The sequence below is a fragment of the Jiella endophytica genome, from assembly GCF_004519335.1.
Taxonomy (GTDB): domain Bacteria; phylum Pseudomonadota; class Alphaproteobacteria; order Rhizobiales; family Rhizobiaceae; genus Jiella; species Jiella endophytica.
The window spans coordinates 326,803-352,983 of record NZ_SOZD01000002.1 but is presented as its reverse complement, the minus strand read 5'-3'; the positions used below and the strand labels follow the sequence as shown (position 1 = coordinate 352,983).

Here is a 26,181-nt window from a genome sequence, read left to right as displayed (position 1 = left end):
CCGGTCGAACGACACCCTCGCCCTTCGAGGCCGCCTGTGGCGGCACCTCAGGGTGAGGGCGTTGGATACGATGCAGGATTTTCTGCTGCGGCCGGCGTCAATTGCCCTTCGGGTCGAGTTCCGGCGCCACCTGGCCGTAGCTGATCAGCGCGAACAGCGTCGAGCCGCCGAGGATGTTGCCCACCAGGGCCGGCAGATAGAAGCTCCAGATCGCGTGGTGGGGCAGAAGCTCGCCCGAGAACATCAGCGTCATCGCCTCCACCGAGCCGGCGACGATATGCGACAGGTGGAACAGCGAGATCAGGAACGTCAGAAGCGCGATGACGAAGAAGCCGGCATTCTGCGCCGAGGGCAGCAGCCACACCACCGTGGCGATCAGCCAGCCGGCGACGATGCCGCGAAGCAGCGTCGACCAGGGGCCCGGCTCCATCGCCTCGCGCGAGACGGCGAGCGCCGCGTAGGTGATTTCCGGTGTGCCGAGGACGTCATAGGCGATGCCGGCGCCGTAGATGGCCGTGCCGATCATGTTGGCGATGAAGACGACTCCCCACAGCCTGGCGATCGCCCTCACTCCCGCCCATTTCGGCCGCGCCAGCACCGGCAGGACCGCGGTGAGGGTAATTTCGGTGAAGAGCTGCTGGCGACCGAGAATGACGATCAGGAAGCCCACCGAATAGCCCCAGCTTTCGAGCAGCGGGCGCCACGGCATGTCCGGCAGATAGGCGCGCAAGGCTGCCTGGGTGAAGACCGAAAAGCCGATGGAGAGGCCCGCCGCAAGGCCCGACCACCAGAGGCTCGACACCGGCCGCGTCAGCTCGTCCTCGCCTTCCTGGCGCACCAGCTCGTAGATCGCCAGCGGCCTGAGGCTCAGCCGGCGTTCGATCTCGCGCAGCTCGGTGTCCGTCAGGGTCGAGCCTTCCTCCTCGATGCGCCTCTCGGTGACATCGTTGGAATGGCGTCGCTCCTGGGTGTTCCTGCCGTTGTGGAGATCGGTATTCGGTGCGTCCATGCGCGTGGCCTTGCCGTGAAAGGAGAGTGTCGAGTATCGTCCGCGGCGAAATGCCAGCGAGGTCAATCCCATATAACGGCCGCAGGGCCGCCTGCCGCCATTGCCGTGCAAAAACGGTTGAGATGACCGAGATGTGATGCGAGGCGGTGTGAGTCGCAAGCCGCTTGAGCGCCGCGCGTCCGATTGGACGCGCCGGGGGCGCTCCAAGTCGTTGAATCACCGCATCGCGCGTTTCAGCAAATCGATTCCGATTTTCGGGCCGATGCTGTGAACGGTGCGGCAACGCCGAGACATTGCCGACCGTGCGGGATCTCTTGCGCAGGCCTCAGTTGGCAGGCAGCCTGCCCTGCGCGATCCGCTGGATATATTTACCGTAATTGCTCTTGCCGAGCTCCTTGCCGAGGCTCATCAGATGGTCGCCGTCGATCAGGCCCATCTCGTAGGCGATCTCCTCGATACAGGCGATCTTGAAGCCCTGGCGATGCTCCAGCGTGCGGACGAATTCGGCGGCCTCGAGCAGAGAGTCCGGCGTGCCGGTGTCGAGCCAGGCATAGCCCCGCCCCATCCGCGAAACTTCCAGCGTGCCTTCCTCGAGATAGATCCGGTTGAGATCGGTAATCTCCAGCTCGCCGCGAGGCGAGGGCTTCAGCCGGTTGGCGAACTCGCTCGCCCGGCCGTCGTAGAAATAGAGCCCGGTCACCGCCCAGTTCGACCGGGGATCCTGCGGCTTCTCCTCGATCGACGTCGCGCGGAACTCGCCATCGAAGGAGACGACGCCGTAACGCTCGGGATCCTGGACGTGATAGGCGAAGACCGTCGCCCCGTCCTCCCGCTTGATGCTCCTCTGCATCAGCGTCGGCATGCCGTGGCCGTAGAAGAGATTGTCGCCGAGGATCAGGGCGGAGGGCTGCCGCTCCACGAATTCCTCGCCGATCAGATAGGCCTGGGCGAGGCCGTCCGGGCTCGGCTGCTCGGCATATTCGAGCTTCAGGCCGATGCGGCTGCCGTCGCCGAGCAGCGCCTTGAAGCGCGGCAGGTCGTGCGGCGTCGAGATCAGCAGGATTTCGCGGATGCCCGCCAGCATCAGGGTGGAAAGGGGATAGTAGATCATCGGCTTGTCGTAGACCGGAAGCAGCTGCTTCGAGGCGGTGAGCGTCATGGGGTGGAGCCGCGTTCCGCTGCCTCCTGCCAGAATGATGCCTTTCACGATGGTCTCCATTCGCGATTGCCGATAGCGTCCGCTTATTATATCCGGGCGTCGGGCGCCATGGTGACGTCGCGTCCGATCTGACCCGGGGCACCGGGCAGACGCTTCAAGCCGACCTGTAGAAGGATCGACATGCTGGAAGTCATTCCTCTTGCCATCCCCGATGTTCTCGAAATCAGGCCACGAAAGTTCGGCGACGATCGCGGTTTCTTCAGCGAGACCTTCAACGCCCAGCGTTTCGCGGAAGCCGGCGTGTCGATGCCCTGGGTGCAGGACAACCAGTCCTTCTCGGCGGCGAAGTTCACACTGCGCGGCCTGCATTTCCAGGCGCCGCCCTTTGCCCAGGACAAGCTCGTCCGGGTCCTGAAGGGCGCCATTCTCGATGTCGCAGTCGATATCCGGCACGGCTCGCCGAGCTTCGGACAGTGGGTGGCGCTCGAGGTTTCGGCCAGGGCCTTCAACCAGATCCTCGTGCCGAAGGGCTTTGCCCACGGCTTCCTGACCCTCGAGCCGGACACCGAAGTCTTCTACAAGGTTTCAGCGCCCTATTCCGGCGAGCATGACCGCGGCATTGCCTGGAACGACGGCGAGATCGGCGTCGACTGGCCGCTCGGCGGCGAGGCGCCGGTCCTGTCCGACAAGGACAAGGTAGCGTCGAGCCTTGCCGACACGCCGGTCATCTTCACCTTCGACGCCTGAGGGGCACCTGCCATGAAGTTTCTCGTGACGGGCGGAGCCGGCTTCATCGGTTCGGCAGTGTGTCGCCATCTCATCCGCAACACGCCGCACAGCGTCGTCAATGTCGACAAGCTGACCTACGCGGCCAATCGCGCCTCGCTGGAGCCGATCTCGAACGATCCGCGCTACCAGTTCGCCAAGGTCGACATCCGTGATCGCGAGGCGATCGGCCGGCTCTTGCGCGAGAACGAGATCGACGTCGTCATGCATCTGGCGGCCGAGAGCCATGTCGATCGCTCGATCGACGGCCCGGGCGAATTCATCCAGACAAATGTCGTCGGCACCTTCGATTTGCTCGAGACCGTCCGCAGCTACTGGTCGGAACTTTCGGGCGAGCGTCGCGACGGCTTCCGTTTCCATCACGTCTCGACCGACGAGGTCTATGGCGATCTGCCGCTGGATGGGGGGCTGTTCACCGAGGCGACGCCCTATGCGCCGTCCTCGCCTTATTCGGCTTCGAAGGCCGCCTCCGACCATCTCGCCATGGCCTGGCACCACACCTACGGCCTGCCGGTGGTGCTTTCCAACTGTTCGAACAATTACGGGCCGTATCATTTTCCGGAGAAGCTGATCCCGCTGATGATCCTCAACGGCCTCGAGGGCAAGCCGCTGCCGGTCTATGGCAAGGGCGAGAATGTCCGCGACTGGCTCTATGTCGAGGATCATGCGCGGGCGCTGGAAATGATCGCGACTGCCGGCGAGCCGGGTCGCTCCTACAATGTCGGCGGGCGCAACGAGCGCTCCAATCTCGACGTCGTCCACACCATCTGCGACGCGCTCGACAAGCTCGCTCCGCGTAAGGACGGCAAGAGCCGGCGCGAGCAGATCGCCTTCGTCACCGACCGGCCGGGCCACGATCTGCGCTATGCCATCGATGCGACGCGGCTGGAGGACGAACTCGGCTGGAAGGCCGAGGAGACCTTCGCGACCGGCCTTCAAAAGACCGTCGCCTGGTTCCTCGACAATGAGGACTGGTGGCGCCCCTTGCGCGAGCGCTATTCCGGCGAGCGCCTCGGCAGATCCTGACGCGCAGCGAAGGAGAAACCTTGATGCGGATCCTCGTGACGGGCCGTGACGGCCAGGTGGCGCGCTGCCTCGCAGATCTTTCCCTCGAAGGTCGCGAGATCGTCGCCCTGGGGCGCCCTCAGCTCGATCTGACCGATCCGACCACGGTCAAGGCGGCGATCGCCGACGTCAGGCCCGACGTGGTGGTCAATCCGGCCGCCTATACGGCCGTTGACAAGGCCGAGAGCGAGCCTGACGCCGCCTTTGCGGTGAATGCGCAAGGCGCTGAGACGGTCGCGGCGGCCGCCGCGGCGGCAGGCGTTCCGGTGATCCAGGTTTCGACCGACTACGTCTTCTCCGGCTTGAAGAACGGCCCGTATCTCGAGACCGACGAGACAGGACCGACGGGGGTCTACGGCGCCAGCAAGCTCGAAGGCGAACGGCGCGTCGCCGCCGCCAATCCGAAGGCGGTCATTCTGCGCACCGCCTGGGTCTACAGCCCCTATGGCAACAATTTCCTGAAGACCATGCTGCGTGTCGCCAGGGATCGCGATGTCCTGAGGGTCGTCGCCGACCAGCACGGCACGCCGACCTACGCCCCCGACATCGCGGCCGGTATTGTCGCCGTCTGCGAGCGGATGGAGGCCGAGCCGGATGGCGACTGGCCCGGCATCTACCACATGGTCGCCGGTGGCGAGACGAGTTGGGCCGGCTTTGCCGAGGCGATCTTTGCCGCATCGTCGAGACGGGGCGGGCCGGGCGCGACTGTCGAGGCGATCACCACGGCCGACTATCCGACGCCGGCAGCACGGCCGGCAAATTCCAGGCTCGATGCCAGCCGCTTTGCGATGACCTTCGGTTATCGTTTGCCGGAGTGGCAGAGCGGCATCGCGCGTTGCCTTGACGCCCTCGACGCACAGACGGCCTGAGCGTTCTCTGAGAGCGCCGTGCGTCCGAAGGGACGCACAAAGGACGCTATAACTTATTGAAACAACGCATCGTGCTCGTCACAAAATCAATTTCGATTGTCAGGCCGATGCCGTAGCCGGCCGGCGGCGTAAAATCGCTGCGTCGGGAATGGCCGACTTGCGGACGGTCGCCTCGTCGGCTAGCCGGGGAAGTGGCGCTCCTTCCATCAGCGAGACCTCATGTCCCATGCCGAAAAGCCCAACGCCCTGCCCCACAGCGCGTCCTTGCGCATAGCTGTCGGGGCTGACAGGTCGGGCCGGGGCGAGGGCCCTGACGTCCCATGTGCCGGCAGGCCCCGTACCCTCGGAATGATCACGGCGCCGCCATCGCTATTCCGACACGTTTGTCGGCCAACCACGATCACCGGGAGGGGTGTGCAAGTCTCGATCCGTAAGCCGGGTTGCGTGGGGTTCTGCCGTTGATGTTCGACCGCGTCCTGCGACGCCGCAAGCTCGATTCCGCGCAGGCCATCCGCTGGCTCAAGGTGGGGCTGCGCCTGCGGCCGATGATCTCCCGTGCCGACGCGCTGCGCGATGCCGGCCGCCACCGGGAAGCTGCCGACGCCTACGAGCAGGCCTTGCGCGTTGCGCCCTGGCATGCCGGGCTGAAGGTCCAGTGTGGCAACATGCTGAAAGATATCGGCCGCATCGACGACGCGCTGAAATGGTACGAGGCGGCGATCGCCGATCGGCCGGAGGACGCGGAAATCCATCTCCAGAAGGGTCATGCGCTGAAGCTCGCAGGGCGTCGGACCGGAGCGCTTGCGGCCTATCGCCGGGTGCTCGCCATCGACCCGACCAATCGTCACGCCAGCTGGGAGATGATCCAGGCCGGCGAAGCGGACGAGCAGGCCCGGGGCATCGTCGCCCAGGCCGCGGGCCATGGGCTTGAAACCATGCTGACCATGGCGGCGGAAGTCGAGGCGATGCGCCGCAAGCTTGCCGAGATCGCCGCGGAACTGCCCGACGTCGCGAGTTTCACCGCGTTCCCGAAGGCGGCCTACTCCTTGTTCCGGCAGATCTACGACGTGCCTCCGCCGCCTGCGGACTCCATCGTAGACGGGCGTCCGATGCTCATCGTCGCCGATGCGTCCGGTCTGGATGCCGAGGGCCTGCACGGGCTTCTCTCGTCTATCCTCGGGCAGTCGTTCAAGAACTGGCGCGCCATCGTCATCGGCGTCGACGCAGGTCTCGCCATTGCCGTCGAGAGGGTCGCGCGCGCCGATCCGCGGCTCCAGCTCGCTTCGTCCGCAGCCGGCGGGGGGGGCGCAGCAATCAGGCTGGCGCGTGAGGCAGCGGCGGATTTCGCCGTGCTGCCAGCGCCCGGAGCCCGGCTGCATCCGCATTGTCTTGCTTGGTTTGCGGCCGGTTTTGCCGCCAGCGAAGCGGCGATCCTCACCTGCGACGAGGAATGGCGGCAGGCCGGCGAGCGTGATCCCACCGGCTTCGATGCCCGCGGCTGCCACGACCCCGAGATGCTTCTTCAGGGTAATGTCTGGGGAGACACCGTCGCAATCCGGGGATCGGCGCTCGCGTCCCTCGATCTCGCGGACGGCGGCACAACGTCTTCGAGCAATCGCACCGACCCCGCTCTCGCCGATGGCTCCTTCGCCATCTCGGACCTGCTGCTGACGGCCACTCGTGCGCAGCTTTCGCTCGGCCATGTGCCGTTTCCGCTCGTTTCCTTCGAAGCGGACGACGCCACCCGCGACGACAAAGGTCGGGCCGCACGGTCCGGTCACCGACGGGCGGTCGAGCGGCATCTTCGCGAGCTGGGGCTGACGGAGCGTGTCGAACTCTCGGGCGGCACGCTTGAGGAGCGGCTGCGGCTGCGGTGGCTGCCGGATAGTACCGGTCGATCGATCACCGTAATCGTGCCGACCAGGGATAATGCCGGTGACTGTCAGGCCTTCGTCGAAAGCCTGTTCGAGAAGGCCTCGCGGCCGGAAACTGTTGATTGCCTGATCATCGACAACGGCACGCGTTCACAACCGGATCTCGATCGCCTCGAGGCGCTGGCGGCCCGGCCGCGCGTGCGGGTGAAGCGCGACGACGGGCCCTTCAACTGGTCGCATATCAACAATGCCGGAGCGCGCGCGAGCGACGCTGCGATCCTCGTCTTTGCCAATGACGACATGGCGATGCTGACTGCCGGCTGGGACGAGACCCTGCGCGGTCTTCTGGCGCGCGACCATGTCGGGGCGGTCGGTGCGAAGCTTCTTTACCCTGACGACACCGTCCAGCATGCCGGCATCCTGTTCGGGTGGAAGGGCTCGGTCATCCATGACGGGCTCTATGAGCCGGCGGATGCTGGCGGACCATCGGATCGCTGGCAGAAGACCCGGCAGGTGAGCGCGGTGACCGGCGCGTTCCTGGCGATCCGCAGGCAGGATTTCGCGGCGCTCGGCGGTTTCGACGCAGCGCAATTGCCGATCGGCTACAGCGATGTCGATTTCTGCCTGAAGCTTCGCGAAGCCGGCCGGGCAATCCTGTTCACGCCCGACATCGCCCTTCATCACCATGAGTCGAAGTCGCGCGGTCTCGACCACCTCGACGCGGAAAGGGCGGCCCGAAGCAGGGCCGAACGGCGTGTCATCGAAACTCGTTGGGGCCGTGCGCTGTTCTCCCGCGATTTCACGCTCAGCCCGCTATGGGTCGACGCGACGCTGCCGTTTCGTTTGATCTCTTTCCCCTCTCCGGAGCGCGGCGTTCAATTCTTGCACTGTAGCGCGACGATCGGACGCGTCCGGCGGGCCGGTGAGACGACAGTATCATGCGAGTATCCTCCCGATGTCTAAGATCTCGTCATCGTCGATCGAGCGTCTGTTCCGTTCGTTTCGGGACCGCGAGGAGGGCAAGGATACTTTGGCAAAGGCCTTCTCACGCACGACGGCCCTCCTCAACGGCACGCGCTCGCTCATCAAGGCGGGTGACAAGGCCAATGCCGAGCGGCGCTGGAACGACGCGCAGGATGCCTATTCTGAGGCGCTGCGTCGCAGCCCGAAGCTCGCCACCGTTTGGGTGCAATACGGCCACGCGCTCAAGGAGCAGGGCTTCACCGGCCGCGCCGAAGATGCCTACCGCCAAGCGATCAAGCTGCGTGGCGACATCGCCGACACCCATCTCCAGCTCGGCCACGCCCTGAAGTTGCAGGGCAAGCGCAGCGACGCGATCACTGCGTATCGCCGGGCCTATATTCTCGATCCGACGTTGTCCCATGCCGTCACCGAGCTCAAGGGCATGGCTGCACCGGTGCCGACCGAGACCGAGATTGCGGATTTCTACGACGACAATCCCGACATCGATGCGCGGGCGATGACTGCCCTCTCGTCGGCGGAAAAACGCCTTCCGGGCAACGCTCTCGAGAGATTTCTCTCCGAGCAGGGCATCAGCCTGAGTCTCGCGGAAAAATTCGACGCCGAATACTATTATTTCTCAACCAGATCGCTGCGTTCGCAGCAGCCGACCTTCGACCGGGAGGCTGCGTTCCGGCACTTCGTGTCGACGGGGATCGAGGAGCTTGCTCCGATCCGCGCCGGCTACGAATTCGACGCGGACTTCTACGTTGATACCTACGGGCGGGATCTCGAATCCTCCAGCCCCGTTGACGCCTATCGCCACTACCTGCGCACCGGCATCGACAGTCACCAGTGGCCCAACCGACGCATCTGGCTGGAAAGCCTGCTCGGCCATGGTGTGCGTAGCCTGGCGACGCTCGACCTGCCGGTCTTCGCCGGCGCGGAAAGCCAGGAAAGCTTCACCGATCGCTTCATGCTGCTGATGACCGAACTGGCATCGAAGAATGTGACGCCAGTCGTCATCGAACCGCAGCATGTGCGCCTGATGACGATGATCGCGGACCGGCTGGTCCTCGAAGGCAAGGACGCACCGGCGGTGATCGTCTACCAGAAGGTGCTCCGGGTCGCGCCCGACTTCGCCCAGGCGCAGCGCCACTACGCCGACGCCCTGGTTCGCCGCAAATGCTTCCGCGAGGCCGCCGCGATCTACGAGAGGCTCGTCGCCGCCGGTGACGCCAATATCTGGACCTACATCAATCTCGCGCAATGTGCGGACCAGACGGGCGATCAACCTGCCGCGTTGCACTGGCTGAAGCAGGGTATCGACAGGTTCCCGGCCGATCTCGGCATCCGCAGGCGCTTCAACGATCTCGCCCCGCGTTTCCTCACCTCGTCTTGGCTTCTCGCCAGGGCCGAAGCCTCCGAAGGCAGGCTGGCAGATGCCATTCAGCGCATCCAGAACGACTGCGATCTCGTGTTCGAGCTGATGCATGCCCGCACGGCGGCAGAAAAGCGCTTCGTACGGGCCGTCGCGCTGGTCGGGAATTTCGATCTGCCGCAGTGCCGGTTCTATCGTATCGATCAGAAGATCGAGCAGCTCGAAGCAGCAGGCTTCGTCGTCGAGACCTTCGACTTCAAGAAGGACATCGACACCTACCTTCTCAAGGTTCATTGCTTCGACGCGGCGATCTTCTTTCGCGTGCCGGCTTATTACGAAGTCGTTCGGGCGATCGACAAGGCGCGGGAAACCGGCTGCGCCACTTTTTACGAAATCGACGATCTGATTTTCGACGGCGATTTCTTCCCGCCACCGCTCGAGACCTATGGCGGCCAGATCACGGCGAAGGAGCACGATGGCCTCGCGCTTGGTGTACCGCTGTTCCGTTCGGCCCTGAAATACAGCGAAAATGCCCTTGTCTCGACCAGGCCGCTGGTGGAGCACGTTAAGCGTCTCGATCCTGGCAAGCCGACCTTCGTCCACGCCAATGCCCTGCACAGCCCGCACGAAAAGCACTTCGGCACCGAGCCGTCTAAAGGTGACAAGGATCGGGTGACGATCTTCTACGGTTCCGGCACCAAGGCCCACAAGCAGGACTTCCAGGAGCTCGTCGAGCCGGCGCTGGCGGCGATGGCCGACAAATACGGCGACCGCATCTCCATCGTGCTCGCCGGTTACATGACGCCCGGCCCGGTGCTGCGTCAGTTCGAGGATCGGTTGGTCATGCTGCCGCCGGTCTGGGACGTCCACGAATACTGGTCGACGCTTGCTGCCGCCGACATCAACCTTGCCGTGCTGCATCCCTCGCCGGCGACCGACGTCAAGAGCGAGATCAAGTGGCTCGAGGCGGCGATGCTCGGCATTCCATCGGTGATCAGCGAGACGGCGCTTTACGCCGACCTGATCGAGGATGGCGTCGACGGCATTCTGGCGCGCAGCCCTGACGAATGGACCGATGCGCTCGACCGGCTGATCGGCGACGCGGAACTGCGCCGACGGATCGGCTCCAGCGCGCGGGAAAAGGCGCTGCGCAATTACAGCGTTCCCGCCATGGCGGAGAATATCACCAGCATCATCCGCTCGGCCAGTCGGCCGGTACCGGACACCCGCAAGCGCGTCCTGATCGTCAACGTCTTCTATCCACCGCAGGCGATCGGCGGCGCGACCCGCGTCGTCCACGACAATGTCAGGCACTATGCCGCCCATCACCGGGACGAGTTCAGCTTCGAGGTGTTCTGCTCGATCGAGGGCGGCAGCGAGCCCTACAAGACGTCGGCCCATGCGGCCGATAGTGTCCGCGTTGTCGGCGTGACGACGCCGCACCAGCCGGACCTCGACCAGATCGTCCACGATGAGAAGATGGGTAAGGTCTTTGCCGACTATCTCGATGTCGTGAAGCCGGACATCATCCACTTCCACTGCGTCCAGAGGCTGACGGCAGCGGTGGTGCTCGAGGCTCGGCGGCGCAGAATTCCCTATGTGCTCACCGTTCATGACGGCTGGTGGATTTCCGACGAGCAGTTCCTGCTCGGCAAGGATGGCAAGATCGTCCTCTATGACCATGCCAATCCGGCGTCGCAGCTCGGCCGCGTCCCGGCCGAGCAGTTCGCTGCGCGAATGCAGCTGCGCGAGTGCCTGTTCGGTGCGGAAAAGGTAATGGCGGTGTCGGAATCCTTCGCGAAGATCCACCGCGATGTCGGCGTTCCGAACGTCATTGCGGTTCCGAACGGCGGTTCGGAGATGCAGCCGCTGCCGCGGGTGCCGTCTCCCGACGGCAAGGTGCGCCTCGGCTTCATCGGTGGGCTGGCGCGGCACAAGGGTTACCACCTGATCCCGCAGGCGCTTATCAACGGCGAGTTCGAGAACCTGCGCTTCGTCCTGATCGACCACGCCATGGCGGCCGGCACGCATCGGCGCGACACGCTCGGGACGACCGAACTCGACATCCGCCCGAAGGTGCAGCAGAGCAAGGTCGCAGAACTTTACGCCGAACTCGACGTGCTCGTCGCGCCGTCGGTCTGGCCGGAGGCTTACGGCCTCGTCACCCGCGAGGCGCTCTTGTGCGGCTGCTGGGTCGTCGCGTCCGATCGCGGCGCCGTCGGCGAGGACGTGATCGACGGCGTCAACGGTTTCAAGGTCGACGTGTCCAGCTCCGAGGGTCTGCTCCAGGCGCTGAAGGAGATCGACCGCAACCCCGAACGCTACCTGAAGTCGCCGGCGCCGACCGCCACGCTGCGCCGTGCGTCGGAGCAGGCCGAGGAACTCATCGGCATCTATCGCGACGTGCTTTCCGGGCGGGACGCCCGCGGGTCGGACGATCCCGAAAGACGGATAAGGACCGCGCCGGGACCAGCTTCGGTGAAATCCGACGCCGAGCCCTCACGGATCCGTCAGATCCTGCCGAACTGAGAGGGAGCCACTTCGCGGCCTCTCCCAGTGAGAGGCGATCCCGCCGCCCACGGCATCGACCCGAAAATCGGAATCGATTTTCGGAAAGCCCGATGCGGTGATTCGATCACTTCGAGCGGCCTTTGTGCGTCCATTCGGACGCACGGCGCTCTATGCGCCTGGTCCGTGAGCATCGTCGCTGCGCGTCCGACTACCTCACGAGACCTCAGCGGTTCTTCATCACGATGCAGGAGCCGCCGGCGCGCTTCAGCTTGACGCAGAGCTGGTTCGCCTCGCCTCTGGTATCGGCCCCGATGCGCACGGCGTAGATCCGCCCGATGCCGGGAGCCCGCTCGCGCAGGACCAGCGGCTTGGTGTCGCCGATGACGGAGGGATAGGCGGCCTGCACGCGCCGGAAGGCTGCCATGGCGATCGACTGGCTGGGATTGCCGGCGACCTGCACGCCCCAGGGTTTCATCGGAGCGCCGGTGTCGAGCGAGGCGAAGACGGAGCGGCTCTCGATGATCGGCAAACGCCGGCAGGATTCGGCGAAATCCTTGCCATCCTCGAGGGGATGCGGCTCGATCTCGCGGCCGTCTTCCTGAAACCACTCGGCCGGGTGGAAGGCGATGGAGAGGACGTAGCTCTCGGTCTCGTAGGGTAGCCTGCCGCCACTGGCGATCCAGCGCTTAACACGGTTGATGCCGCCATTGTAGGCTGCGGCCGCAAGGCCCCAATTGCCGAGTTCGGATCGCAGATCGGCAAGATAGAGCGCCGAATGGCGGATCGCCTCGGCGCTGTCGAACGGATCGTCGAGGCCGCGCTCGGCGGCCGTATAGGGCATGAACTGGGCGATGCCCTGGGCGCCGACCGGCGACAGCGCCTTTGCGTCGAAGCGGCTCTCCTTCCAGATCAGCCGGGCGAAGAAGTCCCTCGGCATGCCGACCGCATCGGCGTTTTCCGCGATCAGCCGGCAAATGCGCCCGACCTCGCTCTCCTCCGATCCCGATGGCCCCGGCTCCTCGCCCCCGTCAGGCTTGCCGAAGCGCGGCGGGGAGGGTGGAAAGGCGATCGCCGGCAGGGTGACCGCCTTGTCGTCGCCGAGCCGGAGCGGATCGGCACCGGCGGGTAACATCGCGCCAAAGCAGAATGCGAGGAGGAGAAGCAGGCCTGCAAAGACCCTTGCGGGTCTGAGCAACGCGTAGTCCGGGCAGCAGCAGGCACCGTTCATCCGCGGGCCCCCGGCTCTTTTCATTCGGCGGCGGCGCGGGTCCTGCCGAAGCGGTTCTCTATGTATTCGGCGACCATCGCCTGAAAATCCTCGGCGATCGACGGTCCGCGCAGCGTCACCGTCTTCTTGCCGTCGACGAAGACCGGGGCGGCCGGCGTCTCGCCGGTGCCGGGCAGCGAGATGCCGATGTCGGCATGTTTGGATTCCCCCGGGCCGTTGACGATGCAGCCCATCACCGCGACGTTCAGCGCCTCGACGCCGGGATATTTCTCCCGCCAGACCGGCATGTTGACGCGGATGTCGCGCTGGATCTTTTCGGCAAGTTCCTGGAACACCGTCGAGGTGGTGCGGCCGCAGCCGGGGCAGGCCGCGACCACCGGCAGGAACTGGCGGAACCCCATGGTCTGCAGGAGTTCCTGCGCGACCTGCACCTCCCGGGTGCGGTCGCCGCCCGGCTCCGGCGTCAGCGAGACGCGAATGGTGTCGCCGATGCCGTCCTGAAGCAGGATGCCCATCGAGGCCGCAGAGGCGACGATGCCCTTGGACCCCATGCCAGCCTCGGTGAGGCCGAGATGCAGCGCATGGTCGGTGCGGCGGGACAGGTCGCGATAGACGGCAATCAGGTCCTGGACCTGGCTGACCTTGGCCGACAGGATGATGCGGTTCTTCGGCAGGCCAATCTCCTCGGCAAGCTCCGCCGAGATCAGCGCCGACTGGATGATCGCCTCGCGGGTGACCGCGCGGGCGGACCGCGGCACCGGCTGCTCGTTGTTGGCGTCCATCAGCCGAGTCAGGAGTTCCTGGTCGAGGGAGCCCCAGTTGACGCCGATGCGCACCGGCTTGTCGTAGCGGATCGCCATCTCGACGATCGCCGCGAACTGTTTGTCGCGCTTGTCGCGAAAACCGACATTGCCGGGATTGATGCGATATTTGGCCAGCGCCTCGGCGCAGGCCGGGTGATCGGCGAGGAGCTTGTGGCCGATATAGTGGAAGTCGCCGACCAGCGGCACGTTCATGCCGAGCCGCTCCAGCCGCTCGCGCACCTTCGGCACGGCGGCTGCCGACTCGTCGCGGTCGACGGTGATGCGGACGATCTCCGAGCCGGCCCGCGATAGCGCCGCCACCTGCGCGACGGTCGAATCGATGTCGGCCGTGTCGGTATTGGTCATCGACTGCACCACCACCGGCGCGCCGCCGCCGACCATCACCCCGCCGACGTCGACGCCGACCGTGGCGCGACGCGGTGCGGGGTCTGCCTCGATGGTCTCGATCGGCGTCTGGATGGTCATGGGGGTCTCGTCGACGGATGAATCGTATGACTGGCTTGGAGGTGGCGCGTTGGCCGCTGCTTGTCAATTCTCGCCCGACGGGGTGACGGAACCGTGACGGCGGCGATCAGCTGCCGCTTTCGCCTGCCGGAGTCGTCGGAGTTGCCGGCGCGGCATCGGCCGCCGAGACGGCGACACGGTCGCCGGGATGAACGGTGACAGTCGCGGTCAGCCCGGCGACGAGGCGGGTGCCGCCCGGCACCTCGTCGAGCGCGACGCGCACCGGCACGCGCTGGGCCAGCCGTACCCAGGAGAAGGTCGGCGTGACATCGGCAAGAAGGTCGCTGCCGTCGGTGCGCTCGCGATCGACGATGCCGGCGGCGATGCTCTGGACATGGCCGCGCAGCTTGCCGCTGTGCCCCATCAGTTCGACCTCGACGGGGTCGCCGACGGCGATGCGCGGCAGCTGATTCTCCTCGAAATAGCCCTCGATCCGCAGCGTGTCGGTATCGACCAGCGCCATCATGCCGGAGCCGGCGGAGACGTAGTCGCCGGGATTGAGCGACAGATTGCTGATGATGCCGTTGGCAGGCGCGCGAACCTGCGTGCGCTCGAGATTGAGTGTGGCGAGGTCGCGGTTGGACTGTGCCTCCTGAAGCGCTGCGGCCGCCTGTTCGACGGCGAGATCGGCCTGCTCGATCGTCTGGATCGAGACAGCCGGGCCGTTCTTCAGCTGGTGATAGCGCTTGGCGTCCCGCTGTGCCTGGGTGAGCGCCGCCTGCTTGTCCTTCAAGGAGGCGTCGGCGAGGTCGAGGGCTATCTGGAACCGCGCGGGGTCGATCCGGACGAGAACGTCGCCCTTGGCGACCGTTTCGTTGTCCGAGACGAGGACGGCGGCGACGGGGCCCGAGACGTCCGGCGCGATCGAGACGACGTCGGCGCGCACGTGGCCGTCGCGGGTCCAGGGCGTTTCCATGTAGCCGGTCCAGAGATTCCAGCCGACAGCGAGGGCGATGGCAAAGATGACGAGGGTCGTTGCCATCTTGAGGATGCGGGAGAGACGCGCGGTCATGTCGAATACCACTGAGCAAGGTTCGCCGCGGCTGCGACGAGGAATATGAAGATCGAAAGGTCGAACAGCGCCGGATGCCAGACGACGCGGTAGACGCCGAGGCGGGCGAGCAGTTTCTTGAGGAGAACCAGCGCCACATAGGCAGCCAGCGCGAGGACGAGGAGCTTCGGAACGAAGACGCCGAAGATCGAGAGGTCACCGGTCATGAGGGGCTCCTATTCCGCCGCGATGGCGAAGCTGGATACGTCCGCCGGCGGGGCGGCGAGAGGCCGCCGCGGGGCGGGCGAAGGCGGCGGCGCGTCGGCATAGAGGGCGCGCCTCAGGCCGACCAGCGCCTGCAGCGCCCGCCTCGTGTCGCCGCCGCTTTCGGCCGCAGTGCCGCGGCAGGCCTCGATCGAGGCGTCGATGCTGTCGCGAAGCTCGAGAGCGGGCTCACTTTTCGCGCCGGTCTCCGCCGCCTCGCGGTAGTGCCGGGCGATACCGGCGAGGACAGCCTCGATCGGTCGGCGCTGCGGCTTCGCCAGCCGCTTGGCGACGTCCCTGAGGTCGAGGATGTTGAGCCCGACGCGCATTTCGGCGAAGGCTTCGGCGCTCCGTTCCCCGGCATTTGGGCCAAGGCGCGGCACCAGTTGGCCGAGCCGGTCGAAGAAGCGGCCGGCAAACACCGCCGCGTCGTCCTCGCGCCGGCCGGCCGCGAGCGCGGCGATCTCCCTACGGCCCTGGCTCACCAGCCTGCTTGCGGCAAGCGCCGACCCGAAGGGTCGGGTGAGGATCATCCAGACGAGGGCGAAGACCGCGCCGAGAACGCTGGCGACGGCGCCGTTGACGAACTGCGTGAAGTCGGCCGCATAGACCTCCTGGAGGGTCATCAGCGTCGCGCTGTTGACCGCCAGGAGAAGCCCGATGAACATCGTCTTCGGCCGGGCAATCAGGATCGGCAGGAGCAGATAGACCGGGGCGAAGACCGCGACGAGCCCGACGAAGGTCGTCACCTGCGGCAGGACGGCGAAGACGTAGATGCCGGCGATGATGCTGCCGACGGCGACGAGTTCGGCCATCTGTTTGAGGAGCGGCCGCGGATTGTCCGCCGTGGCGAAGAAGGCGCAGGAAACGCCGGCGATGAGCACGAAGCCGGCGCCGGAGTCCCAGCCGGACACGATCCAGATGAAACACGCGGCAAAGAGGCCGACGATCGCCGAGAGTGCGGCGAAGGCCATCATGCCGAAATCGTAATGGGCGGCCTCGGCGGCGACGTTCTTCAGCCTGAGCGCCGGGTTGCGGCGGGCCTTGCGCCCGGCGAGGATCTCCGCCTTGAGGCTGACGCAGTCGCTCCACAGGTCGACGAGATCGGCAAGCCGGGCAAGGGCGCTTTCGCGCAGCAGCGAATCCCAGTCGTCATTGTCGCCTTCGCTGTCCCGCAGTCCGGCGATCCTGGCGGCGAGCCGCCGGCCGCCGTCGCTGCGCGATTGGCTGCTCTCGATCCAGGCGTCGATCTCCCAGGCGAGAACGCCGATGTCGGCCGGCAACTTGCCGCTCTCATCCCGGATGGCGCCGAGGCGATCGGCGAGCGACGACAGCAGCGCCGGCAGCATCACCAGCCGGCCACGCAGCTGGCGCGCATTGACCACCACGGCGGTCATCTCCGGATCGTAGCGGAGCTGGGCGATCAGCTGGTCGACGGCCCTGACGTCCGGGGCGAGCGTCATCGTCTCGCCGAGGCGGGCATCGCCCTTGCCGGCGAGCACGTCGCGGATCCACGAGCTGGCATCCTTCAGCCAGCCGTCGACCCGCCCGGCGATGACCGGGCCGAGGCTCTGGGGCAGGACGAGGGCGCTGACGAGGCTGGTGCAGGTGATGCCGAGGATGATTTCCTGCGAGCGGGCGAGCGCGATGTCGAAGACGGTCGACGGATCGCCGACCACCGGCAGCGCGATCAGAGGCATCGTGTAGCCGGACAGCATGAACATGTAGGAACGCGGCGTGCGATCCAGGAAGGAGATGAACAGAAGCCCGCCCGTCCATGCGGCGACGATGGCGCTCAGAAGCAGCGGCTCGCCGACGAAGAGCGGCGTGAAGAACACCGCCGCCGAGGCGCCGAACACCGTGCCGAGGGCGCGGTAGACGGCCTTGGAGCGGGTCGAGCCGGACAGCGGGTTGGCGACGATGAAGACGGTCGCCATCGCCCAATAGGGGCGCGGCATGCCGGCAGCAAGTGCGATATAGAGGGCGAGCATGGAGGCGGCGAAGGTCTTCACCGCGAAGATCCACTCCCGCCGGGTCGGCAGGGCGAAGTCGAACATCACGAGGTCTCTTCGAGCTTTCTGGCCGGGACCTCGCCCTCTCCAGCCGGTTCGGGATGGGGAGGGTCGAAGGCCGAAAACACCCTGAGCGCCGCTTCGATGTCCTCGCCCGAGACATCCTTCAGGACGCGGGCACGCAGATCGACGAGATCGGACTCGATGCTTTCCATGACGGCGCGGCCGAGCTTCGTCAGCCAGAGCGTCTTCGCCCTCCGGTCGGCCGGATCCTCCCGCCGCTCGACATGGCCGGTATCGCAGAGCTGGTCGAGCAGCCGGACGAGGGAGGGGCCCTCCATCCCCACCTCCTCGGCAACCGCACCCTGGCGCACCCCGTCGCCGAGGCGACCGATCGTCACCAGCGGATGGGCGCAGGCTTCCGAGATGCCGTGGGACTCCACCTTCTCGCGCACCAGCTTGCGCCAGATGCGGCCGATCCGGTGGAGCTTGGTGGTCAAGGCGAAATGCAGGGCGGCGTCAGTGCTCATGACAATTTAGGTAGCGTCCTATCTAATAGGATGCAATCGTTGGACGGAACGATTTCGATGAACGCTGTATCACGCGGATCGTTGACGAGCCGTTCGAGGCCGACCGAGGATTGTATCAGCTTCGCCGGCTCGCGCCGATCGATGGCCGCGAGATGAGTGTCTGGAAGGAGAGGGATATGGACGTCGGATACGGACCGATCGTCGTCGTCATCGTGTTTCTGCTGCTGATTGCAGCGGTGCCGATCTGGTCGCATTCGCGGCGATGGGGCTATCGCCCGACCCTGGTGCTCGGCCTGGTTTTCATGATGATCGCGGTGTTCGTGGCGATCGGCGGCTTCGGGCCGCCATGACGCTTTGCCGCCGGGAACGGTTAACCAAGGTCGATCGAGTCGCGGGAACGCAATCTCGGTTCAAAGGTTTGTGAGGCATCTAATGAACCCAGCGAAGGAAACGCATCATGGGCCTCGGTACGATCCTCCTCATCATCGTCATCCTGCTTCTCGTCGGTGCCCTGCCGACCTGGGGCTATTCCGGCGGCTGGGGCTACGGTCCTTCCGGAATTCTCGGCCTCGTCCTCGTCGTCGTCCTGATCCTTCTTCTGCTCGGCCGGATCTGAGGCGGCTGCGGACCCCTTCGCCGCCGGCTTGACGCTCTCCTGATCGCACGGCAAACCTCGCCGCGCCGGAACGACCCGGCGCGGCAGAGGGGCCGGCGATGCGCAGAAACGTCCTGATCGGCGGACTTCTCCTGGTGCTCGCGGGGGTGGGCGCATTCTTCGTCCTGACCCTGCCGAGCCGTCTCGAAGCGAGCCAGATCGCTGCCGAGAACAGCGGTGAGGCGTCCCGCGGCGAGCGGATCTTCTGGGCCGGCGGCTGCGTCTCCTGCCATGCGCCGTCGAAAGCGAAGGGCGACGACAAGCTGAAGCTCGGCGGCGGCGATCCTCTGAAGACCAACTTCGGCACCTTTCACGCGCCGAACATTTCCCCCGATCCAGACGACGGCATCGGCAGGTGGTCTCTGGCCGACTTCGCTAATGCCCTTCAGCGTGGCGTCGATCCCGCGGGCCGGCATCTCTATCCGGCCTTCCCCTACACCTCCTATGTGCGGATGAAGAAGGCGGACGTCGCCGACCTCTACGCCTTCATGAAGACGCTGCCGCCGGTCGTCGGCAAGGCGCCTGACAACGAACTCGGCTTTCCCTTCAACATCCGCCGCGGCGTCGGCCTGTGGAAGCTTGTCTTCCTCGGTGACGGCTCGCCGGCCGTCACGCTTCCAGATGACGCCGGCGAGGCCGCGCATTCGGGACAGTATCTGGTCGAGGGTCCCGGCCACTGCGGCGAGTGCCACACGCCCCGCAGCCTCGGCGGTGCCGGGGGCCTGGAGACGGGCGAATGGCTCGCCGGCGCGCCGAACCCGGAAGGCAAGGGCAACGTTCCGAACATCACCCCGTCCAAGGCGGGCATCGGCGGCTGGTCGGCGAGCGACATCGCCTATTATCTCGAAAGCGGTTTCACGCCGGACTTCGATTCCGTCGGGGGCGCGATGGTCGAGGTGCAGGAGAACATCGCCAAACTTCCCGAGGCGGACCGAGAGGCGATCGCCGCCTATCTCAAGGCGATCCCGTCGCGGGGGGACGATGGGTCCGGGGCTGGCGCAAAATAGCCGCGCCTAGATCGCGGTCTTCAGCGCTTCCTCGATATAGATGGCGCGCAGCCGCCGGGTGATCTCACCCGGCCGCCCGTCGGCGATCGGCTGGCCGTCGATCTCGACCACCGGCATGACGAAGCTCGAGGCCGAGCTGATGAAGGCCTCCTTTGCGGCGAGCGCCTCGTCGACCGTGAACGGCCGCTCCTTGATGGCGATGCCGCTTTCGGCGGCGAGCCGCAGGACGGCGATGCGGGTTATGCCCGGCAGGATCGCATGGGACAGCGGCCGGGTGACGAGTTTGCCGCCCGCATCGACGATATAGGCGTTGTTGGAACTGCCCTCGGTGACGCAGCCATCTTCGACCATCCAGGCGTCGTCGGCGCCGCGCCGCTTGGCCTCGGTCTTCGCCATTGACGGGTAGAGCAGCTGCACGGTCTTGATGTCGCGGCGCTGCCAGCGAAGATCCGGCAGGGTGACGACGCGGATGCCGGTCCTTGCGGCCGGCTTGTCGCGCAGCGCCGCGGCCTGGGTGAAGAGCACCAGCGAGGGTTTGGTGTCCTGCGGCGGGAACAGGAAATCGCGGTCGGCGGGGCCGCGCGTCACCTGCAGATAGACCGCGCCTTCTTCGAGTGCGTTCTCGGCGATCAGCCGGCGGTGGATCGCGAGAAGCTCGTCGTCGCTTGTCGGCGCCGCCATGGCGAGCTCGCCGAGCGATCGCGCCAGCCGAGCCATGTGGCCGGCAAAGTCGACCAGCTTGCCGTCGAGGACGCTGACGACCTCGTAGACCGCGTCGGCGAAGAGGAAGCCGCGATCGAAGATCGACACCTTGCCTTCGTCCTCGGGACAGAAGACGCCGTTCACATAGACCGTCCGCATCGACGCCCCCCGTTTCTCGACCATCCGCGGGCGGCCGGAAACAGTCATCCCCGCGGGCCGGCGGCTTTGCGGCGCTTTACCATGCCGGATCGCCTGTCATCCATCCGTCGCCCTTAAAAATCCAGTTTTACGAAAGCTTCAGGAGATCGGCCGCAAGATGGGTCGAGTTTTCGTGTCCCGCTTATGGGGAAGGCCCCGCGTATCATGGCGGACCAGTCGTTCGAGACGATCCTCGATGGGGTCGTCGCAAGACATCAGGACAAGAGCTGGCGTTCGGTGCTGAGCCGGGCGTCGGGCGGCGTGATGTCGGCCGTCGGTCTGCGCCGCGGCCCGAAGATCGCCGAGAGCGTCGCCGGGAGCGCCGCGGCGCGGGCGGCCTATGACGAAGGCCTCGATCTCAAAGACGAAGACGAAGACGACTTTTCCGATTTCGACGCGCCGAGCGGGCAGGCAGCGGATGTGCCGCAGCCGAAAGCGGCACGGACTGCCGAGCGACCCCGCCAGCCGGAGCCGCCGCGCCCGCGGGACGTGCCCAAATCTCAGGCTCGACCCGACACACGTCGCTCACCCGATCCGTCAGGTACTGCGCAGTCCGGGAGGTCCGCGAGCGGCTCTGCCAACGAGGTCCGCGCCGCCTACGCCAAAGCCGGCGACGAAGCGCCGCCTCCGCCGACCCCTGGAGCACCGAGCATCGATCCGCTGGACGTCCAGAGGGATCTGAACATCCTCACGGCGACGAGCGTCAAGGATCTCCTCGACGCAAGGCGCAACTTTGCTCGCGCCAACCACCCGGACAGGATGCCGATCCTCTACCGCCCGCAGGCGACGATCCGCATGCAGATCGCCAACCGCCTCGTCGACGACGCCATCGCCCGGATGAGCGGCCAGGGACGCCGATAGGCGACGCGCTGCTTCGCTAGCGGGTTCACATCCGCTGCTGCGCTGCGATAGGGTGCCGGTAGAGAGCCGCTCGACCGGGGGGCCGAACACCCTTTGCGAGCGCCTGCGCCTTGGACGAACCGACGACTGACGGCCTTGCCTTCGCAGACCCCCTCGCGGACGAGGCGTCCGCATCCCCGCCGGCGCTCCAGCGCGCCCGCGGCCGCCTCGTATTGACCGTCAGGCGCTCCGGCGGGCGGACGCGGCTCGAAGATCTCCACCAGGCGGGCTGCCTGAAGCTGCGATTTCCGAAGCTTCCCGGCGACACCAGCGAAGCGGTGATGGTCAACACCTCCGGTGGGCTCACCGGCGGCGACAGGCTGGACCAGAGTTTTGCGGTCGGTGCCGTCGCCCGCCTCTGTGTCACCACCCAGGCCTGCGAACGGATCTACCGGGCAAGCTCCGGCCGCGCCGAGGTCGCGACGACCATCCGCATCGCAGAAGACGGATTCCTTGCCTGGCTGCCGCAGGAGACGATCCTCTTCGACGAGAGCGCCCTGACCCGACGGCTCGATCTCGACGCGGCGGCGGGGGCGCGCTTCGTCGTCTCAGAAAGCGTCATTCTCGGCCGCGAGATGATGGGCGAGACTGTCAGGACGGGCTCGTTCCGGGAGAGCTGGCGCATCCGCATCGGCAGCCGGCTGGCCTTTGCCGAGGAGACGCGGCTTGAGGGCCCCGTCGCGGATGAGACCACGGCCGCGGCCTCGCTCGGCGGCAACCGTGCTTTTGCCACTCTCGTCGCCCGCCAGAAGACGCCGGAGGTTCATCTCGACGCGGTGCGGGCCGCCATCGGCGAGGCGGGCGGCGCCAGCCTTGTCGACGGTCTGATCGTCGCCAGGATCGTCGCGCCATCGGGCTATCTTCTGAGGAAGCGGCTGGTTCCTGCCATCGCGGCACTGGCGGAAGGCGCCGTGCCGCGGATATGGTCGCTCTGACCCGAACGAAGATCCGAGGAAGCCCGATGCAGCTCACCCCCCGCGAAAAGGACAAGCTTCTCGTCTCCATGGCGGCCGTCGTCGCGAGACGCAGGCTGGAGCGCGGCGTGAAGCTCAACCACCCAGAGGCGATCGCGCTGATCACCGATTTCGTCGTCGAGGGCGCCCGTGACGGAACCAGCGTCGCCGATCTGATGGAAGCGGGGGCGAGGGTGATCACCCGCGACCAGGTGATGGAAGGCGTCGCCGAGATGATCCACGACGTGCAGGTGGAAGCGACCTTTCCGGACGGAACCAAGCTGGTGACGGTGCACGAGCCGATCCGCTGACCGACCGCCACCGGCGATCGCTCTGCCTCCCGTGCAGACTTGATTCGATGGTATTGGTGATCCTCTTTTGCAGTTGCGTGAGGTTCTTCTGATTGTAACGCAGGCGCCCTCTGTCGCTGCGTCATGCGATATAAACGCAGACGTTACTCGCTTCTTTGTAAAATTAGGCGCCTGATCGCTCTCGGCATTCTTCGGGACCCGTCCCGATCGCAAGGTGCGACCGGCCCGTCCGTCCCGGCTGTCTGAACCGGGAGGCGCCCATGTGCATGTCATCCGACTGTCGGCATTTCGGCCATCGACATTCCATCCAGTGCATCGTCCCGCCGCATATGCTGAAGGTTCTTGCTCTGCGGGGCGATGACGCCACCGCCAAGATGGCGAAGGCGCTGCTCCAGCAGAACGAGAAGCTGCGCGAGGAGCGCGCCGAGCAGCCCGTCGGCGGCATGGTCGCCGTGCAGTCGGCGCCGGGCGTCTTCGTCTCCAATGCTCTGGCGGCAGCGCCGCAGCCGGCGACCCTGAAGCGCGAGATCTTCGACGGTGGCCAGCGGGCGACGCTGCCGGGAACGCGGCTTCGCGGCGAAGGCGATCCGCCGAGCGGCGACGCCTCGGCGGATGCCGCCTATGACGGGGCCGGCGACGTCTTCGACCTCTACAGCGCGGAGTTCTCCCGCAATTCCCTCGACGGCAACGGGCTGACGCTGACCGCCACGGTGCATCACCGCCGCAACTACAACAACGCCTTCTGGGACGGCCGCCAGATGGCCTATGGCGACGGCGACGGGCGGATCTTCCAGACCTTCACCGAGCTCTCCGTCATCGGCCACGAGATGACCCACGGCGTCGTGCAGTTCTCGGGCGGGCTCGACTATCAGGGCCAGTCGGGCGCGCTGAACGAGAGCATCGCCGACGTCTTCGGCTCCCTCGTCCTGCAGCGCAAGCATGGCCAGGACGTCGGGGACGCGGACTGGCTGGTCGGCAAGGGCATTCTCGGGCCGACGATCAACGGCGTCGCGCTGCGCAGCCTCAAGGCGCCGGGCACCGCCTATTCCGACGTTCTGCTCGGCAAGGACCCGCAGCCCTATCACATGGACCTGTTCGTCACGACGACGGACGACAATGGCGGCGTCCACATCAATTCCGGCATCCCGAACCACGCCTTCTTCCTCTATTGCGTCTATCTCGGCGGCAATGCCTGGGAGCGGCCGGGGCAGATCTGGTACCGGGCGCTGCAGAAGCTGAACAATCCAATGGCGACCTTCGCCGAATGGGCGGCCGAGACCGTCGATGCCGCCATCGAGCTGCACGGCATGGGGAGCCTCGAAATGGTGATGCTGCGCCGGGCCTGGAAGCTGGTCGGGATCGCCGTTTAGGCACTTCCGCCACCTTGTGGCGATTGCGGCGCCACCTGCCATCCTGCTGTCACGGCCGTTTTGTGAGGCATGCCGCCGGTCCGGGGAAGAGCGCGGACTATATCCGGTGACGTCTCGGTATGGCGGGCAGCGCTTCGGCGGGGGGATTGAGCGATGATCGTGAAGATTACATCGAGCGGCGGCCTGCCGGGGATGGGCATCGACAAGACGATTGATGGCGGCCGCCTGCCGGCCGCGATGCAGGCGAAGCTGCAGGCCGCCTTCGATCCGGCCGTCCTTCGCAGGCTGGAGCAGGCGACGCCGCATCCAGGCGCAGCCGACATGCACGACTATCGCGTGACGGTGACCGACGACAGCGGCGCCGTGCACCGCTTCAAACTCTCCGAAGCATCGATGCCGGCCGAGACCCTCGATCTGATCGACGATCTTTGAACCCCGCCGGATTTCCGACGACCCGCCACGGCAATTGACCGGAGAGAATATCTGACTAAAGTCAGATATCATGTCGCTCGATCCCGTTTCCCGCTTTCGCCGGTTTGCGCGCGCTGTCACCGTCGAGGTGGGCGCGCTCGACCAATCCTTCCTCGGTCGTGGCAGACCGCTCGGTGCCGCTCGCGTCATCAATGCGGTCGGCCGCGGGATCCAGGATGTCGCCGAGATCCGCGCCAGGCTCGATCTTGATTCCGGGCTGATGAGCCGGTTGCTCCGATCCCTCGAAGACGAAGGCCTCATCGCCACCGAGCCGCATCCGGACGATGCGCGCCGGCGGACTGCTCGGCTGACCGCAGCGGGGGAGGCCGAATTCGCCGCCTATGAGGCGCTGTCGAATGCGCGCGCCGAGAAGCTGTTGTCGCAGCACGGCGACGGCGAACGACTGCTGGCGGCGATGGATCTCGTCGCCTCGGCCCTCCTCAGGGAGCGGATCGAACTCCGCGAAATGGACCCGCGGTCAGACGACGCTCGCTACTGCCTCGGCGAATACTATGACGAGCTCGCCCAGCGCTTCGAAGGGGGCTTCGACGTCAAACTGTCGAAGGACCCGGACGCTACGGCGATGATCCGCCCTCGCGGCGCCTTCCTCGTCGCCTTTTCCGACGAAATGCCCGTCGGTTGCGTCGGGCTGAAGGGAACCTCTGCGGACTATTCCGAGGTGAAGCGGCTGTGGATCGCGCCGTCGGCGCGCGGACTGGGGCTTGCAAGAAGGCTGATGGAGCGGCTCGAGGCGATCGCCCGCGAACTCGGCGTCTCCTTGCTGCGGCTCGACACCAACAAGGCGCTCCCCGAAGCGATCGCCATGTATCGCAAGTCCGGCTGGACCGAGATCGAGCGCTTCAACGACGATCCCTATCCGGATTTCTTCTTCGAAAAGCCGCTCTGAGACCTATGTCTCAGCCGACGGCCGGAGCCGACCCCATGGCCGGCACGCGCCGGAACTCCGACCAAGGCGGAGAAGGAGGCACCACGATGTCGCTCGACCGTTTCGTCGAGGCCCAGTCGCCGGTCTATCAGCGGGCGCTCGCCGAGCTTCGGGCCGGCCGCAAGCAGAGCCACTGGATGTGGTTCGTCTTTCCGCAGATCGAAGGCCTCGGCTCCTCGCCGATGGCCCAGCGCTACGCCATCGTCTCGCTCGACGAAGCCCGGGACTATCTCGCCCATCCGCTACTCGGGCCACGGGTTCGCGATTGTACCGAAGCCGTGCTCTCGCACCCTGACAAGAGTGTCCATGGGATCTTCGGCTCGCCGGACGACATGAAGTTTCATTCCTCGATGACGCTGTTTCATCGCGCCGATCCTGCCGACGAGACGTTCAAGCGGGCGCTCGTAACGTTCTTCGATGACGACGAGGACGGTGCAACCATTGCCCGGATTTGAGCGCCACCGCCCCAGTCGCCCTCCGGGCGGTCTTGCTCTGGCCTCTCAGTCGCCTTGGAGAAGGGCCGTTGAAGTCGCCCTCATCCTGAGGCGCGAGCCCGCTTGCAAAGCGGGAGAGCCTCGAAGGGCGAGGGCGTGGCTCGACGATGACGCTGGCAATCGACTTGAGCGGAAGCCTTTGCGCCCGGCGCCCCTCGCCCTTCGAGGCTCGCTGCGCTCGCACCTCAGGATGAGGGGCTATCGGGG

24 protein-coding genes and 1 pseudogene are annotated in these 26,181 nt (G+C 66.1%); 16 read left to right on the top strand and 9 right to left on the bottom strand.

The features are described from left to right. Positions 1–97 precede the first annotated feature (97 nt). Both E3C22_RS06730 and rfbA read right to left on the bottom strand, forming a co-directional pair. The gene (locus E3C22_RS06730) at positions 98–1,009 is read right to left on the bottom strand and encodes a formate/nitrite transporter family protein (RefSeq protein ID WP_134761241.1); all 912 of its coding nucleotides are present in this window, start codon (positions 1,007–1,009) and stop codon (positions 98–100) included. Positions 1,010–1,334: 325 nt separating this feature from the next. Next, entirely contained in the window at positions 1,335–2,216 is an 882-nt protein-coding gene (rfbA, locus tag E3C22_RS06725) for a glucose-1-phosphate thymidylyltransferase RfbA (protein WP_134761240.1), read from the bottom strand. Positions 2,217–2,348: 132 nt separating this feature from the next. Here rfbA and rfbC point away from each other — a divergent pair, with 132 nt between their 5' ends. From rfbC to E3C22_RS06700, 6 genes and pseudogenes are all read left to right on the top strand, one after another. Beyond that, a complete protein-coding gene (rfbC, locus tag E3C22_RS06720; RefSeq protein WP_206026915.1) occupies positions 2,349–2,915 on the top strand; it encodes a dTDP-4-dehydrorhamnose 3,5-epimerase in 567 nt (188 codons plus the stop codon). A 12-nt stretch (positions 2,916–2,927) separates the two neighbouring features. Next, a complete protein-coding gene (gene rfbB / locus E3C22_RS06715; RefSeq protein ID WP_134761239.1) occupies positions 2,928–3,980 on the top strand; it encodes a dTDP-glucose 4,6-dehydratase in 1,053 nt (350 codons plus the stop codon). A gap of 23 nt (positions 3,981–4,003) precedes the next feature. Further along, positions 4,004–4,888, top strand: a complete 885-nt coding sequence (rfbD, locus tag E3C22_RS06710) for a dTDP-4-dehydrorhamnose reductase (protein WP_134761238.1) — start codon at positions 4,004–4,006, stop codon at positions 4,886–4,888. A 461-nt stretch (positions 4,889–5,349) separates the two neighbouring features. Continuing rightward, positions 5,350–5,610, top strand: a pseudogene (locus E3C22_RS24955) (tetratricopeptide repeat protein); the annotation flags it as partial. A gap of 96 nt (positions 5,611–5,706) precedes the next feature. Further along, on the top strand, positions 5,707–7,725 hold the full coding sequence (locus E3C22_RS06705) for a glycosyltransferase family 2 protein (RefSeq protein WP_245514819.1): 2,019 nt from the start codon (positions 5,707–5,709) through the stop codon (positions 7,723–7,725). Then, entirely contained in the window at positions 7,718–11,632 is a 3,915-nt protein-coding gene (locus tag E3C22_RS06700; protein WP_134761236.1) for a glycosyltransferase, read from the top strand. Before E3C22_RS06705 ends, E3C22_RS06700 begins: the two co-directional genes overlap by 8 nt. Positions 11,633–11,837: 205 nt before the next feature. Here the strand turns inward: E3C22_RS06700 and E3C22_RS06695 are convergent, their stop codons facing one another. From E3C22_RS06695 to E3C22_RS06670, 6 genes are all read right to left on the bottom strand, one after another. Next, positions 11,838–12,746, bottom strand: coding sequence for a lytic transglycosylase domain-containing protein (locus E3C22_RS06695; RefSeq protein ID WP_134761235.1), 909 nt, complete (start codon positions 12,744–12,746; stop codon positions 11,838–11,840). Positions 12,747–12,862: 116 nt separating this feature from the next. Then, positions 12,863–14,131, bottom strand: coding sequence for a flavodoxin-dependent (E)-4-hydroxy-3-methylbut-2-enyl-diphosphate synthase (gene ispG / locus E3C22_RS06690; protein ID WP_134761234.1), 1,269 nt, complete (start codon positions 14,129–14,131; stop codon positions 12,863–12,865). 106 nt (positions 14,132–14,237) lie between these two features. Next, entirely contained in the window at positions 14,238–15,182 is a 945-nt protein-coding gene (locus E3C22_RS06685; RefSeq protein ID WP_134761233.1) for an efflux RND transporter periplasmic adaptor subunit, read from the bottom strand. Further along, complete coding sequence (locus tag E3C22_RS06680; RefSeq protein ID WP_134761232.1) at positions 15,179–15,388, bottom strand: DUF1656 domain-containing protein; 210 nt, start codon at positions 15,386–15,388, stop codon at positions 15,179–15,181. The genes E3C22_RS06685 and E3C22_RS06680 overlap by 4 nt, the downstream gene beginning before the upstream one ends. A gap of 9 nt (positions 15,389–15,397) precedes the next feature. Continuing rightward, the gene (locus E3C22_RS06675; RefSeq protein WP_134761231.1) at positions 15,398–17,482 is read right to left on the bottom strand and encodes an FUSC family protein; all 2,085 of its coding nucleotides are present in this window, start codon (positions 17,480–17,482) and stop codon (positions 15,398–15,400) included. After that, positions 17,482–17,967 (bottom strand): MarR family winged helix-turn-helix transcriptional regulator, encoded by a 486-nt coding sequence (locus tag E3C22_RS06670; RefSeq protein WP_134761230.1) that lies wholly within the window; start codon positions 17,965–17,967, stop codon positions 17,482–17,484. Before E3C22_RS06670 ends, E3C22_RS06675 begins: the two co-directional genes overlap by 1 nt. A gap of 176 nt (positions 17,968–18,143) precedes the next feature. Here E3C22_RS06670 and E3C22_RS06665 point away from each other — a divergent pair, with 176 nt between their 5' ends. The 3 genes from E3C22_RS06665 to E3C22_RS06655 all read left to right on the top strand — a co-directional run bounded on the left by E3C22_RS06665 (position 18,144) and on the right by E3C22_RS06655 (position 19,629). After that, positions 18,144–18,317: a DUF3309 family protein gene (locus E3C22_RS06665; RefSeq protein WP_134761229.1), complete on the top strand. Its 174-nt coding sequence runs from the start codon at positions 18,144–18,146 to the stop codon at positions 18,315–18,317. Between the two features lie 107 nt (positions 18,318–18,424). Continuing rightward, positions 18,425–18,583, top strand: a complete 159-nt coding sequence (locus E3C22_RS06660) for a DUF3309 family protein (RefSeq protein ID WP_134761228.1) — start codon at positions 18,425–18,427, stop codon at positions 18,581–18,583. A 98-nt stretch (positions 18,584–18,681) separates the two neighbouring features. Then, the gene (locus tag E3C22_RS06655; RefSeq protein WP_134761227.1) at positions 18,682–19,629 is read left to right on the top strand and encodes a cytochrome c; all 948 of its coding nucleotides are present in this window, start codon (positions 18,682–18,684) and stop codon (positions 19,627–19,629) included. A 6-nt stretch (positions 19,630–19,635) separates the two neighbouring features. Here the strand turns inward: E3C22_RS06655 and E3C22_RS06650 are convergent, their stop codons facing one another. Next, on the bottom strand, positions 19,636–20,514 hold the full coding sequence (locus E3C22_RS06650; protein ID WP_245514817.1) for a D-amino-acid transaminase: 879 nt from the start codon (positions 20,512–20,514) through the stop codon (positions 19,636–19,638). Positions 20,515–20,694: 180 nt separating this feature from the next. Here E3C22_RS06650 and E3C22_RS06645 point away from each other — a divergent pair, with 180 nt between their 5' ends. The 7 genes from E3C22_RS06645 (at position 20,695) to E3C22_RS06615 (ending at position 25,935) form a co-directional block, all read left to right on the top strand. Then, a complete protein-coding gene (locus E3C22_RS06645; RefSeq protein ID WP_134761226.1) occupies positions 20,695–21,390 on the top strand; it encodes a hypothetical protein in 696 nt (231 codons plus the stop codon). Between the two features lie 212 nt (positions 21,391–21,602). Then, positions 21,603–22,364: an urease accessory protein UreD gene (locus tag E3C22_RS06640; protein ID WP_425364963.1), complete on the top strand. Its 762-nt coding sequence runs from the start codon at positions 21,603–21,605 to the stop codon at positions 22,362–22,364. A 26-nt stretch (positions 22,365–22,390) separates the two neighbouring features. After that, positions 22,391–22,693, top strand: coding sequence for an urease subunit gamma (locus tag E3C22_RS06635; protein ID WP_134761224.1), 303 nt, complete (start codon positions 22,391–22,393; stop codon positions 22,691–22,693). A gap of 266 nt (positions 22,694–22,959) precedes the next feature. Then, positions 22,960–24,063, top strand: coding sequence for a M4 family metallopeptidase (locus E3C22_RS06630; RefSeq protein ID WP_134761223.1), 1,104 nt, complete (start codon positions 22,960–22,962; stop codon positions 24,061–24,063). 153 nt (positions 24,064–24,216) lie between these two features. Beyond that, entirely contained in the window at positions 24,217–24,495 is a 279-nt protein-coding gene (locus E3C22_RS06625) for a protealysin inhibitor emfourin (protein ID WP_134761222.1), read from the top strand. Positions 24,496–24,565: 70 nt separating this feature from the next. Beyond that, positions 24,566–25,441, top strand: coding sequence for a bifunctional helix-turn-helix transcriptional regulator/GNAT family N-acetyltransferase (locus E3C22_RS06620; RefSeq protein ID WP_134761221.1), 876 nt, complete (start codon positions 24,566–24,568; stop codon positions 25,439–25,441). Between the two features lie 86 nt (positions 25,442–25,527). Next, complete coding sequence (locus E3C22_RS06615) at positions 25,528–25,935, top strand: DUF1810 domain-containing protein (RefSeq protein WP_134761220.1); 408 nt, start codon at positions 25,528–25,530, stop codon at positions 25,933–25,935. Positions 25,936–26,181 lie beyond the last annotated feature (246 nt).